This is a genomic window from Natronomonas salinimetallica, assembly GCF_013839515.1.
In the GTDB taxonomy this organism is placed as follows: Archaea; Halobacteriota; Halobacteria; order Halobacteriales; family Haloarculaceae; genus Natronomonas.
Genome location: NZ_JACDNQ010000004.1, coordinates 212,516 through 225,323 on the forward strand (window position 1 = coordinate 212,516; position 12,808 = coordinate 225,323).

General features: G+C 64.7%; 13 protein-coding genes and 1 pseudogene. 9 read left to right on the forward strand and 5 right to left on the reverse strand.

The genetic code is table 11. From position 1 onward, the window contains the following. Positions 1-107 precede the first annotated feature (107 nt). The gene (locus HZR14_RS04900) at positions 108-1,376 is read left to right on the forward strand and encodes a TiaS agmantine-binding domain-containing protein (RefSeq protein ID WP_181691747.1); all 1,269 of its coding nucleotides are present in this window, start codon (positions 108-110) and stop codon (positions 1,374-1,376) included. Positions 1,377-1,550: 174 nt separating this feature from the next. Here HZR14_RS04900 and HZR14_RS04905 read toward each other — a convergent pair whose 3' ends face one another. Further along, positions 1,551-2,507: a succinylglutamate desuccinylase/aspartoacylase family protein gene (locus tag HZR14_RS04905; protein ID WP_181691748.1), complete on the reverse strand. Its 957-nt coding sequence runs from the start codon at positions 2,505-2,507 to the stop codon at positions 1,551-1,553. 201 nt (positions 2,508-2,708) lie between these two features. Between HZR14_RS04905 and citZ the strand changes: the two genes are divergently transcribed. From citZ to HZR14_RS04920, 3 genes are all read left to right on the forward strand, one after another. Then, entirely contained in the window at positions 2,709-3,845 is a 1,137-nt protein-coding gene (gene citZ, locus HZR14_RS04910) for a citrate synthase (protein ID WP_181691749.1), read from the forward strand. A 96-nt stretch (positions 3,846-3,941) separates the two neighbouring features. Then, the gene (rio1, locus tag HZR14_RS04915) at positions 3,942-4,820 is read left to right on the forward strand and encodes a serine/threonine-protein kinase Rio1 (protein WP_181691750.1); all 879 of its coding nucleotides are present in this window, start codon (positions 3,942-3,944) and stop codon (positions 4,818-4,820) included. 30 nt (positions 4,821-4,850) lie between these two features. Further along, positions 4,851-5,990 carry a nicotinate phosphoribosyltransferase gene (locus HZR14_RS04920; RefSeq protein WP_181691751.1) on the forward strand — a complete coding sequence of 380 codons (1,140 nt, stop codon included), beginning with the start codon at positions 4,851-4,853 and terminating at the stop codon, positions 5,988-5,990. 45 nt (positions 5,991-6,035) lie between these two features. On the opposite strand, the gene HZR14_RS04925 is transcribed toward HZR14_RS04920, so the two are convergent. Continuing rightward, positions 6,036-6,314 (reverse strand): MarR family transcriptional regulator, encoded by a 279-nt coding sequence (locus tag HZR14_RS04925; protein ID WP_181691752.1) that lies wholly within the window; start codon positions 6,312-6,314, stop codon positions 6,036-6,038. 221 nt (positions 6,315-6,535) lie between these two features. On the opposite strand from HZR14_RS04925, the gene HZR14_RS04930 reads away from it, so the two are divergent. The 5 genes from HZR14_RS04930 (at position 6,536) to HZR14_RS04950 (ending at position 10,800) form a co-directional block, all read left to right on the forward strand. After that, positions 6,536-7,267, forward strand: a complete 732-nt coding sequence (locus tag HZR14_RS04930) for a class I SAM-dependent methyltransferase (RefSeq protein ID WP_181691753.1) — start codon at positions 6,536-6,538, stop codon at positions 7,265-7,267. A gap of 48 nt (positions 7,268-7,315) precedes the next feature. Continuing rightward, positions 7,316-8,215, forward strand: a complete 900-nt coding sequence (locus tag HZR14_RS04935) for a glycosyltransferase family 2 protein (RefSeq protein WP_181691754.1) — start codon at positions 7,316-7,318, stop codon at positions 8,213-8,215. 92 nt (positions 8,216-8,307) lie between these two features. Beyond that, the gene (gene thsA, locus HZR14_RS04940) at positions 8,308-9,888 is read left to right on the forward strand and encodes a thermosome subunit alpha (RefSeq protein ID WP_181691755.1); all 1,581 of its coding nucleotides are present in this window, start codon (positions 8,308-8,310) and stop codon (positions 9,886-9,888) included. Between the two features lie 127 nt (positions 9,889-10,015). Then, the gene (locus HZR14_RS04945) at positions 10,016-10,474 is read left to right on the forward strand and encodes a hypothetical protein (RefSeq protein ID WP_181691756.1); all 459 of its coding nucleotides are present in this window, start codon (positions 10,016-10,018) and stop codon (positions 10,472-10,474) included. A gap of 2 nt (positions 10,475-10,476) precedes the next feature. Continuing rightward, a complete protein-coding gene (locus HZR14_RS04950; protein WP_370464952.1) occupies positions 10,477-10,800 on the forward strand; it encodes a CGCGG family putative rSAM-modified RiPP protein in 324 nt (107 codons plus the stop codon). Positions 10,801-11,022: 222 nt separating this feature from the next. Here the strand turns inward: HZR14_RS04950 and HZR14_RS04955 are convergent. From HZR14_RS04955 to HZR14_RS14345, 3 genes and pseudogenes are all read right to left on the reverse strand, one after another. Further along, positions 11,023-11,247, reverse strand: a pseudogene (locus tag HZR14_RS04955) (HAD family hydrolase); the annotation flags it as partial. A gap of 12 nt (positions 11,248-11,259) precedes the next feature. Next, the gene (locus tag HZR14_RS04960; protein WP_181691757.1) at positions 11,260-12,483 is read right to left on the reverse strand and encodes an RNA-guided endonuclease InsQ/TnpB family protein; all 1,224 of its coding nucleotides are present in this window, start codon (positions 12,481-12,483) and stop codon (positions 11,260-11,262) included. Positions 12,484-12,486: 3 nt separating this feature from the next. After that, positions 12,487-12,612, reverse strand: a complete 126-nt coding sequence (locus HZR14_RS14345; protein ID WP_255479171.1) for a hypothetical protein — start codon at positions 12,610-12,612, stop codon at positions 12,487-12,489. Positions 12,613-12,808 lie beyond the last annotated feature (196 nt).

Genomic DNA, 12,808 nt, shown 5'->3' on the forward strand with positions numbered 1-12,808 from the left:
CTGGTTAAATCAGTTTCCCCCTACCGTCCCCGGATATCGGCTCGGCGACCCGGGAGACGGATCGGCGGATCGAAACGGCGTTAGCCCCGGGGAGCGTACTAGAGGCCGTGACAACCGTCGGGATCGATGATACGGACTCCCGTGAACGGGGGATGTGTACGACCTACGCCGCCGACACGGTCGCGCGGCGACTCGAGCGCCGCGGTGCGTCCGTCGACCGGTCGCTCTTGATCCGCTGTAACCCCGCCGTCGAGCACAAAACGCGGGGAAACGCGGCGCTTGCGCTCCACACCGATGCGTCGGCAAACGTGGCGTTCGACGTCGCACGCCGCACCATCGACGAGGTCGCGAAAGCGGGCGACGATCGGACCAACCCTGGCCTCGTCGTCGCCCCGGGCGACCCCGGCCGCGTTCCGGAGTCGGTCGCCGACTTCGCACGGGAGGCGGTCGACGACCACCTCGCTCGGAGCGCCGCGCGATCCCTCGTCGATCGGGTCGGCTACCGACACCACGGCTGGAAGAACGGGCGTGGGCTCATCGGCGCGCTCGCCGCCGTCGGAGCCTGGCGGGCGCTCGGGGAGTGGACCTACGAGCGGATCACCTATCGGGAGCCGACGCGGTGGGGAACGGAGCGGACGGTCGACCCCGAGAGTGTTTTCGCGGCCGCGGACGCGTACGCCCCGACGATCTGGGACACCGTCGACCGCGGAACCGGAGAGGTCGTCTGTGTCCCGCGGACGCCGGGGCCGGTCCTCTACGGTATCCGTGGGGACGATCCGGTGGCCTGTCGGGCCGTCGCCGAGCACATCGAGGGGGAGCCGGTCGACCGTGCCAGGACGTTCGTGACGAATCAAGGCACCGACGGTCACCTCCGGGACGGGGTGGTCGGTGACGTCCGTGACGGCTACGCCTACCGGCTCGACGGGACCGTCCTCACCGCCCCCGAAACGCGCCGTGGGGGCCACGTCTTCTTCGAATTCGGCGACGGAAATCGGGCCATCGAGTGCGTCGCCTTCGAACCGACCAAGCGGTTCCGCGATCGGGTCCGCGGGCTCCGCGTCGGCGACACGCTCACCGTCTGCGGCGAGGTGAGCAGCGGGACGCTGAAACTCGAGAAGTTCGCGGCCCGCGAGCTCGTCGCGACCGAACCGGCGACGCCGGTCTGCTCCGGGTGTGGCCGAACGATGGAATCCGCGGGCAGCGGGCAGGGATATCGCTGTCGGGACTGTGATACGTCGGCCACGGGAAAGCGTCGCCGCCGGATCGAGCGCGACCTCGACGTCGGCTGGTATGAAGTCCCCCCGCGGGCGCGGCGACACATCGCCAAGCCGCTCCTCAGGGGTGGCTTCGATGCGGCGACACACCCGGAGCGGTGACCGCCGGCTGCGGCGTTCAATGGGGCAAACAGGCGAGACCGCGGTTACCGGCGGCGACGTCTCACGCTACGGCCTCGATCGGCCGCCGGCCGTTCGTCAGCTCACACGGCTGGGTGGCCGCGTATTCGTATTTGAACGTTCGCCGGATGGCGACCGCTCGCCCCGATCTCACGGTCAATACTCGTCGACGTTCGTCCCGACGGAGCAGACGTACTCGCCGGTCGCGACCTGGGGGAGCCGCCGGTGTCGCCAGAGGACGCCGCTGGAGTCGGCGGTTATCTTCGCTTTGACCGTGCCGAACGGGTCGGTGATAGTAAAGAGCGTGTCGCCGCGTTCGACGTCGTCACCGAGGTCGGACTCGAAGCTGACGAGGCCGCCAGCGGGTGAGCCGTACTGTTCGAAATTCGACGCCCGGGTCTGTGGTGCGGTCGTGATCTCGCCGTCGAGGAATCCGTAGTGATAGAGGACGTTGAAGACGCCCTTGACGCCCTTTCGTATCGACGTCTCGTCCCACCCGACCGCGCCGCCCAACTCGGGATCGATCGTGGGAACGCCCTCGTCGGGACCGGCGCGTGCGAGTTGCCCGTCCGGGCCTTTCAGATCGAGAATGTAGCCACAGCCGAACACCTTCGCGAGTTCGAGACAGTCGCGGTGGAGCCGGTGTCTGGTGCCACACCGGACCCGTGTCTCGTTTATCATACACGACGTCGACCCCTGATGGAGGTCGAGTGCGAGATCCGCGCGGGTCACGGCCCCGAAGATCGCGTCGGCGATCCGCTCCGAGGCCGTCCCGGAGTCGTCGCCCGGGAAGGTTCGGTTGAGTTTGGTATCGTCGATCGGGTTCCGGTGTTCGCCCACGAGGAACCCGTAGTAGTTGGCGATCCCGACGATGAGCAGTTCACCCGCGATCTCCTCGGGATCGAGCTGCGGAACGAGCCGGCGGATAACCCCCAGTCCGTTGAGTTCGTCCCCGTCGGAGACCGCCTGCACGAAGAGCGTCTTGCCGTCGCGGCGGCCGTTGATGACCGCGACCGGAAGTCCGACTTCGGAGCCATCGCGTGCTTCGCCGACCGGGAGTCGCCCGATATCCATCTCTCCGGGCGATGCGCTCGCGGTACCGAGGGTCGTCATTACTCCTATTCGAAGGGTGGCGACTATTAGGCCTACTGATAGCCGTCCGTATTTCCGTCACAGATCCGCCGGGCGGTTCTCGAAAATGTTGACATTCCTCACACGAGAGGGGCGGGGGTTCCGTCCCGAAGTCCCCGAAATGGTAACAATCGTTCATGCAAACGATAACCCTTTTCTCCTGTGCATAGGAACCGATATCACATGACCGAGGAGCTCAAAAAAGGGCTGGAGGGTGTTCTGGTTGCTGAATCGTCGTTGAGTTTCATCGATGGTGACGCCGGAGAGCTGGTGTATCGCGGCTACACGATCGATGATCTCGCCCGGAACGCAAGCTTCGAGGAGGTCCTGTACCTGCTGTGGCACGGCCAGCTGCCGACGGCCGATGAGCTCGCGGAATTCAGCGCGTCGATGGCCGAGGAACGCGGGCTCGACGACGGCGTCCACAGGCTCGTCCGGGAGCTCGCCGAGGCCGACGAGGAGCCGATGGCGGCGCTTCGGACCATCGTCTCGAACCTCTCGGCGTACGACCCCGACGTCGGATCGGAACCGACCGACCAGGCGGCGAACCTCCGTAAGGGTCGCCGAATCACGGCGAAGATCCCTACCGCGCTGGCGGCCTTCTCGCGCATCCGCGACGGCGACGATCCGATCGCTCCCCGGGAGGACCTCGATCACGCAAGCAACTTCCTGTACATGCTCAACGGCGAGGAGCCGGACGAGGTCCTCGCGGAGACGTTCGACATGGCACTCGTGTTGCACGCCGACCACGGTCTGAACGCCTCGACGTTCTCGGCGACGGTGACGGCGTCCACGCTCGCCGATCTCCATGCCTCGGTCACGTCGGCAGTCGGCACGCTCTCGGGGAGCCTCCACGGCGGCGCAAACCAGGACGTTATGGAGACGCTGCTCGATCTCGATAGTTCCGGCAAGGACCCCATCGAGTGGGTCGAGGACCGACTCGAGTCGGGCGATCGCGTCCCCGGATTCGGCCACCGTGTCTACAACGTCAAAGACCCCCGGGCGAAGATCCTCTCGCAGAAATCGGAGGCCCTCGGCGAGGCCGCCGGAACGCCACGCTGGCACGATTACTCGGCCGCGATCGAGGAGTATCTCACGGACGAGAAAGGCCTCGCGCCGAACGTCGACTTCTACTCGGCATCGACGTACTACCAGATGGGCATCCCCGTCGATATCTACACCCCCATCTTCGCGATGAGCCGCGTCGGCGGCTGGATCGCCCACGTCCTCGAACAGTACGACGACAACCGGCTCATCCGGCCCCGCGCCCGGTACGTCGGCCCGGAGGATCGGACGGTCACGCCCATCGAAGACCGTTGACGTCGGCCCTACGCTGAAGCCGGGGGTTATTTCTCGAGGGTCGTGACGTCGGTTGGACCGGTGATGCTTTCAGTCGCCAGACCCTATCGTCGGCGAATGAACGAGGAGTACGGCCTGCTCGAAGCGGGGGAGGACGGGGCCGTCGGCGACGAGTGGGAGGACATCGACGTCGCCGATACGGAGGCCGACCGCATCGCCCGCAGACAAGACCGGGAGTTCCTCGAGTTCCGAAAGCGGATCAAAAACACCGAACGGCTCAAGGTCGAGGCGTCGGTGTTCGACGACGCGACGCTCGGTGCGCTGTATAAACTCGTCCAGGACGGCCACATCGACGCCTTCGGCGGCCCGATCTCGACCGGAAAGGAGGCCAACGTCTACACCGCGTTGGCCCCCGACGGCGAGGTGGCGGTCAAAGTCTATCGGATCAACGCCTCCGACTTCCGGCAGATGCGTGAGTACCTCGACGGCGATCCGCGCTTCGAGGGGATCGGCTCGGACAAAAAGAAGGTCGTCGTCGCGTGGACCAAAAAGGAGTTCGCAAACCTCAATCGGGCCCGAAACGCCGGCGTTCGGGTGCCGGAGCCCATCGCCATCGAGCGAAACGTCCTCGTGATGGAGTACCTCGGCGGGGAGGACCAACGGGCGAAGCGACTCAACGAGGTCGACGTCGAGAACCCCCGGACGGCCTTCGAGGTCGTCCGCGAGTACATGCGGCGGCTCTACAGCGCCGGGTTGATCCACGGCGACCTCTCGGAGTACAACGTCGTCGTCCACGAGGGCGAACTCTGTCTGCTCGACCTCGGCCAGGCCGTCACGGTCCATCACCCGAACAGCCGTGAGTTCCTCGAACGGGACTGTTACAACGTCGCGGCCTTCTTCCGAAGACAGGGCCTCGAGATCGACGAGGACGCCCTACTCGCCGCCGTCACCGATCCAGACCCCGATCCCTCCGGTGGGGGCGAACGAGAAGCGTAGCTTTTTTGAACTGCCACGTGAGGAATCGGTATGTTCGATATCGTTCCCGAGGCCGCCATTCGCGAGGGGCGGGCGACGGACGCGTACTTTCTGCGGACCGAGGAGGCACTGGAGCACGCCGGAAAGAACCCGAACGTCGTCGCGGAGGTGACCGCCGATCAGTTTCCGACGGGGGATTTCGAGTTGTTCGCGGGGGTGAAAGACGCCGCCCGACTGCTCGAGGGGCTGGACGTGGCCGTCGACGCGCTTCCCGAGGGAACGCTGTTCGACGGCGGCCCGGTCATGCGGATTCAGGGCCCGTATCTCGAGTTCGCACGGCTCGAAACGTCGTTGCTCGGGTTTCTCTCGCAGCCGTCCGCGATGGCGACGGCCGCCTTGCGGGCCCGGCGGGCGGCCCCCGAGACGTCGCTTTTGAGCTTCGGGGCCAGACACGTCCACCCGTCGATCGCGGGCACGGTCGACAGGAGCGCCCTCCTGGCGGGGTTCGACGGCTTCTCACACGTCGCCGCCGGCGACCTCATGGATCGGACCGCCTCGGGTACGATTCCGCACGCGTTGATGCTGTGTTTCGGGCCGGGCAATCAGGAAGACGCCTGGCGGGCCTTCGACGAGGCCGTCGCCCCCGACGTGCCGCGTATCGCGCTGTGTGACACCTACGACGACGAGGTCGACGAGGCGGTTCGGGCCGCGGAACTGGGCTTCGACAGCGTCCGACTCGATACCACCGGCTCCCGACGCGGCGACTTCAGACACATCGTCCGTGAGACCCGCTGGAAGCTCGATGCCGCCGACCACGACGACGTCGACGTCTTCGTGAGCGGCGGGATCACCCCCGAGACGATCCGGGAACTCAGAGACGTCGCCGACGGGTTCGGCGTCGGGAGCTACGTCACGAGCGCCGACGCCGTCGACTTCGCCCTCGACATCGTCGAGGTCGACGGCGAGTTGACGGCGAAACGGGGCAAACTTCCGGGCAAGAAATCGGTCTATCGGACGCCGGATGGTGGCCACCACGTCGGCCTGGCGGACGCCGATCCGCCGACCGGCGCCGAGTCGCTGCTCGAACCCCTCGTCCGTGGCGGCGAGGTCGTCGCCTCCTTCGACGTCGATGCGGCCGCCGACCGGGCACGAAACGACGCACAGCGGGTCGGGTTCGGTGGCCCGAAGTAGGGGACCACGCGATCCGGAGACGCGGCGGACCCCGTGATAGAACGGTTACGTGACGAGGAAGTAGACCTGCTTTCGCGCGTCCTGAAAGGAGTACCGCGATTCGAGGAGGGACTCCTCTTCGAGACGGTTGAGCGCGTAGCGGACCGTCCGATCGGGCAGCAACGACTCCTCGGCGAGTTGTCCCTGCGAGAGCGGGCGCGTGTCCTCAAGGACTTTCGCGATGAGTTTCGCGCTCGGGGGGAGTTCCCGGAGCGTTTCGCGGAACTCCGGATCGGCGAGTGGCGATTCGGCCTGGCGTGAGCGTTCCTCCGTGGTGGTGCTCATATCACGATGTGATCCAAACGTACCCGTAAATGTTCGCTATATGTGTGACAATATAATACAGATAATTAAGTGTGTGTAAGGATACCTTATATTCGACGGCCGAACGGCCCCCGAGCCCGGCCGGCGCGGGGTTCGACAGCCGGATCCGGCGACCGCGTCGGTGTGCCGTGTTTCGCGGTATCCACATCCTTTTATGCCCTAGGCCGGTCGACTCGACTAGTGTGAAGGGACAGGAGTGGTATCAAGAAAACGACGTCGCGGAGGCGTACGAGGACAAGCGGTTCTCCGGCGGCGGACGCTTCATCGATCGGCGCGAAAAGGAGGCGGTGTTGGACGCCCTCGGCCCAGTCGAGGACAGACGGATCCTCGAAGTCGCCTGCGGTACCGGCCGGTTCACCGTGCTGTTGGCCGGCCGCGGTGCGGACATCGTCGGGATGGACATCTCCGAGGCGATGTTAGAACAGGGACGACGGAAGGCCCGTTCGGCCGGCGTCACGGAGTCGCTATCGTTCATGCAGGGTGACGCCGGGCGGTTACCGTTCCCGGACGACCATTTCGATTCGGTGTTTGCGATGCGGTTTTTCCATCTCGCCCCCGACCCCGAGGGGTTCATACGGGAGATGCGCCGGGTCGCAAAGGAGCAGGTGTTTTTCGACACGTTCGACCGATATTCCACCCGGTCGCTCTACAACTGGGCGCTTCCGATGGGGTCCCGGCTGTACTCCGGGCGAGAGGCCAGACAGCTCGTCGTCGATGCTGACCTCGAACTCGCCAATGTGAAGCACGATTTCGTCCTTCCATACGGGTTCTATCGGGCGATCCCGGGATGGGTCGCCCGGCCGTTCCGCGCGGCCGATGCGGCGCTCGGCGGGACCTCGATCGGCGATCGACTCGCCTCGGTCTCGTATTGGGACACGCGGGTCAGAGAGGGGCCTCTCGCTGATCCGAGATAGCGGCCGGCAAGCACGAAACTTTTGCCCGTCGGACCCGCTATGTTTTATATGGATATCTCGGTAGTGGTCCCGACGTTGAACGACCGCGACGAGCTTCGGGGCTGTCTCGATTCGATCGCCGCCGAAGCCCCCCACGAGATCGTCGTGGTCAACGGACCGTCTACCGACGGCACGAGCGGGATGGTCCGGGATCGTCCGGACGTCGACGTACTCGTCGAGATCGACGAGCGGAACGTCAACGTCGCCCGAAACGCCGGGCTGGATCGGATCCGCGGCGACGCGGTCGGCTTCGTCGCGCCGACGGTGGCGGTCGAGTCCGGATGGCTCGACTCCGCGAGGGAGGGGCTCTCGGGTGCGGACGCCGTCACCGGACCGACACACGAGCGGCTCGACGCCGGCGTAGCGACCGATACCGCCGAGTCCAGACGGATCCGCGATCGGACGGTCACCTACTTCAACGGCGGCAACGTCGCGTTCACGAGGGAGCTCGCGACGGCGATCGACGGGTTCGACGAGTATCTCGACGTCGGCGGGGCCCGCGACGCCGCACATCGGATCGCCGGGGTCGGATCCGACGTCACCTGGTCGAGTCGCATGTGTGTTTCGCGGAAGGCGGTCGCCGACGGCGGTACGGCGGCGCGTGAGTGGCGGGCCCGGTATCGATCGCTGTCCTACCGGATGGCAAAGAATCACGGGATACACCCGACCGTCCCGATCCGAACGCTCAAACACGCGGGCGCGGACGCGGTCGGTACGCTTCGGGACGTCCTCCGCGGCGACGCCAAGCCGACCACCTGGTTCGGCAGCGGTCGCGACGTCGTCATCGGCGGCTTCCGTGGGTACGCCGACGGACTCCGGGCTCGGTACACCGACCGGCGTCCCCGCCGGAACCCACACGGGCTGTCGACGCGCACCGACCGGGCGGTGGCGGTCCACGACCGACGGTAAAAACCCACCGAAATCCACCCCCCGAACGTATCCCCGTCGTCCGATCGATACGGTAGTTTTATATAGAACCGCTGACGACATACCAACTGAACATGTCACAGCAAATGCGTCAGCGGCGCGGACAGCCGCTTTTCATTCTCAACGAGGACACGGAACGGACCCGTGGCAAGGACGCCCAGTCGTCGAACATCACGGCCGGAAAGGCCGTCAGCGAGTCGGTACGTACGACGCTGGGACCGCGTGGAATGGACAAGATGCTCGTCTCCGATTCGGGCGACGTCGTCATCACGAACGACGGCGCGACCATCCTCCAGGAGATGGACATCGAGCATCCGGCGGCTCAGATGATCGTCGAGGTCGCCGAGACCCAAGAAGAGGAGGTCGGCGACGGCACGACGACCGCCTCCGTCCTCGCGGGACAACTGCTGGCGCAGGCCGAGGACCTCATCGACGACGATATCCACCCGACGACCATCGTCGAGGGGTATCAAGAGGCCGCCCAACTCGCCGTCGAAGCGATCGTGGACGTCACGCTCACCGACGAACTCGACCACGAGACGCTCACCGCGGTCGCCGAGTCGTCGATGACCGGCAAGGGAACCGGCGATATCGACGCCGCCGCCCTCGCCGAAACGATCGTCGCCGCGGTCCAACAGGTCGAAGGCGAGACGGGCATCGACCGCGATGCGATCACGATCCGGACCCAGACCGGGGCCGGTGCCTCGGCGACCGAACTCGTTCAGGGCGTCATAAGCGAAGAAGAGCCGCTCCACGAGGACATGCCGACGACCGTCGAGGACGCTTCGATCGGGGTCCTCGACGTCGATCTCGAGGTCCGCGAAGCCGAGATCGACGCCGAGTACGACATCACCAACGTCGATCAGCTCAACGCCGCCATCGAGGCCGAGGAGTCCGAACTCCGCGGCTACGCCGAGACGGTGGCCGACGCCGGCGTCGACGTCGCGTTCGTCACGGGCGACGTCGACGATCTCGTCGCCTCGTATCTCGCCAAGGAGGACGTCCTGGTGTTCGACTCCGTCGACGACGACGAGGCCGGCTCGATCGCTCGTGCGACCGGCGCTCGGACGATCGGCACGCTGAGTGACTTCGAGGCCGACGACCTCGGCAACGCCGAGACCGTCCGCGTCGAGTCCTTCGGCGACGACGACCTCGCGTTCATCGAGGGCGGCGCGGCGGCCGAGACCGTCACCGTCTTCGCCCGCGGCGGCACCGAACACGTCGCCGACGAACTCGAACGTGCCCTCGAGGACGCCCTCGACGTCGTTACCGCGGCGCTCGACGCCGGCGGCGTCGTCCCCGGTGCCGGCGCGACCGAGATTGCGATCACGGACCACATCCGGACCAGCGTCGCGAGCGTCGAGGGGCGCAAACAGCTCGCCATCGAGGCCTTCGCGGACGCCGTCGACGTGTTGCCGCGAACGCTCGCCGAGAACACCGGCATGGACCCCATCGACGCCCTGGTCGAACTCCGTTCGACGTACGACTCCGAGGGCCGTGCGGGCCTCATCAGCGAGGGCCAATCCGGCAACGTCGGAGACCCCATCGAATACGGCATCCTCGACCCCGCCGCGGTCAAGCGCGAGGCCGTCGAGTCGGCGACCGAGTCGGCGACGATGATCGCCCGCATCGACGACGTGATCTCCGCCGAATAGACGACGATGATCGCCCGGAAACGGGCATAAAGCCCCCCTCATACCGTGGTTCACCCGGGCGAGCCTAACCGTTCTTGCGGATATATTCGTCTCAGCTTATTCGGTGTTCCGTCCGATAGACTGGCGTATGCGAACAGTCAGGACCGTCAGCGGATTCGACGCCTCCGTCCCCGGTCTACGGGGTGTCCTCGCGAACGTCGAGTTATTCCTCGATGCCGCCGGGTTCGAGACGCGACGTGACGGCGTCCACCTCGAGGTATCGGGGTGGAGCGCGGTCGGCGGGCGTACGCTGACGATCGAAATAGTCCGTGACGACGAGGCCGTCCTCGCATACAGACACGTCGCCGGACCGCTCGAGACCATGCGTACGCGGTATCTGGTGGACAAAACGGGTGGCCGCGCCCGTCTCGGAATCGAAACGGCGTTCGAACCGCCGTCGGACGCCCCCAGCGCGCTCGTAGACGAACGGGCGATCGAACGGCGACACCACCGCGAACTCGATGCGATCGGCTCGCTTCTCGATACCGCTTCGTCCCCGAGAATCCGCGGAACGGACGGCCGTGTCGTCGGCAGGGGGGACGATTGATCGTGGTGGAGACATACGAGAGCCGCGAGCCGGTCACGATACGGACCCACCACCGGCCGTGGGCCGCCAACCTGGAGACCGATGCGCACGCGACCGACCGGTCGCTCGTCGTCGAGGAGTCGATCGACGCCGTCGAACAGACCAGGGACGGTCAGTTCGTCGACCTCATCACTCACGGCGAACACGGCCACCCGTCGACGTATCTCTACTCGGAACTCCGGTCTATGGGTTCTGTCGCCGGACTCGCCGAGGAGGGGCGCTGCTCGTGTGGTGGATACGTCACGCGTGTTCGGACCGAACGCCGAGGAGGAGACGGACCGTCCTGAGAGCCGGGAGGCGACCGATCGTATCGACGAACGTGTTGCGGTCGCGGGCTATCGCGGGCTCCGATACCACCGGCGATGTAGTGAACATCGCAACTATGTACACATCGATCGCACTACTGTCGTGCGATCGGGTGTGCATTGATCTTCAATGGCTACTATAGCTCTCGGCCGGGATCCGCCCTTCGATGACGTGATCTCGTCACGGAGTTACAGCCGGCGGTATCAAACCCCCCGATGGCCGCCGGCCCGCTGGAGCGACTCGGACAGCGCCGACAGCGTCGACACCTCGTGGGTCGGGTCCCGATGCAGGTCGTACCCCTCGCGGTGCGGTCGCCGGACGAACGCCGAGTCGACACCTGCGCGGTGGGCCGCTTCGAGGTCGACGTTCGAATCGCCGACGTACAGCGCGGTGTCGGCTTCCAGGTCCGCGAGTGCCCGTTCGATGTGAACTACCCCACCCTACCGCTCGCCTAACGGCTCGCGCTTGAGGGTGGGGCTTCCTGCTTCCACGACGCGCTTTGCAGACACCGAACGGGTATCCGTAGGGAGCGCAGTCTCCACAGGCGTTCGTTCGGAGTGAACCACTCCTACATCTTCAAGACCGCGAGAAAGAATGTTCCACGCCGCGTTCGCGTCCCTGTTCGCCTCAAACCCACACGAGGGACAACTGTGTTCCCGCACCCACAGCGGTTTTTCAGTCGAAACGCCGCAGGACGCACACTCTTTGGTCGTCCCGCGCGGATTCACGGCGACGAAGTACGTTCCCTCGCGCTCACATTTGTATTCGAGCATAGAGAGGAACGTCCCCCACGCCGCGCCAGCACGGTTTCGAGAGTTACCCGGTAGTTCGACCAACCCCTTCGCGTCCAAGTCCTCCACGGCCACGAGTTCATATTCTCGGGCGTAGTAGTTCGAGAGTTTGTGAAGGAAGTCTCGTCGCTTTCGTTTGAGGTCGGCGTGTCGTTCGGCCACGGCCTGCCGTTGTTTCTCCCAATTCCTTGAGCCGTGTTCCTTCCGCGAGAGGTCGCGTTGTGCGCTTTCCAAGCGGTCACGTTCGTCGGATAGGTCGAGAGATTCGACGGCGGTTTCGTCGGTGTCGTGGGCGTACTTGAGAATCCCCACGTCGATACCAACGCACTTCTCGGGATTCTCGGGTTTTTCCGGCGACTCCTCGGGGGTTTCGACGCCGAGGATAGCGTACCACTTGCCGGTGGGTTCCTGCTTGATGGTGACGGTCTTAATGTCGGCATTGTCGGGCAGGTCGCGGTGGAAGGTGAGCGGGATTTCACCGAGTTTCGAGAGCCACAGTGTTGTCCGACCGCTCGTGTTTTTGAGCTTGAAGCCGGATTGACTGTAGGTGAAACTACGATACTCGCCCAGTGCCTTCCAGTTGAGCGTCCCGACGTGGTAGCCGTTCTTTTTGCGACCGCGAAGCGTTGAAAGGTTGTCGTACAGTCGTTGGACGACTTTCTGGAGAACCTTTGAGTGGACTTGGTTTAGGTCGTTCCACCACTTTTTCAGGTCGGGAAGTTGCTCTTGCTCGGAATATGCCGAGGTGTCGTCGGTTCGATTGAGGCGGTGAAGGAAGTGGTTGTAGACCTGTCTACAGGTATCGACAGTCCACGCTAACTGTTCTGCGAGAGCGTTGGACGGTCGAAGTCGATACCTGTAGTTATAGTTCATCGGTCAACTATCACGTTCTTCGATGTGTTCGTCAAGTTTCTCTTGGACGAACGAAGAAAGACTCAGATGGTTCTCCTGAATCCACTCCTCTTGGTCGTCGCGGATAGAGATAGTCTTGCGCGTTGCCACACCATAAGTTATGCAAAACACGTACTAAACGGTTACGATTGCGTGGGCCTGTGGGCCGAGCGAAGAACGGTGTTCGATACTCGTGCGGCGTTAACGAGACGCGTAATGAGTGACGGAAGTTATGGGCATGGAATGAGACTGGAAGGTAATGAGTGGAGATCGTCGGATCGAGATTGTCCGGCATCTGGATGAAGGG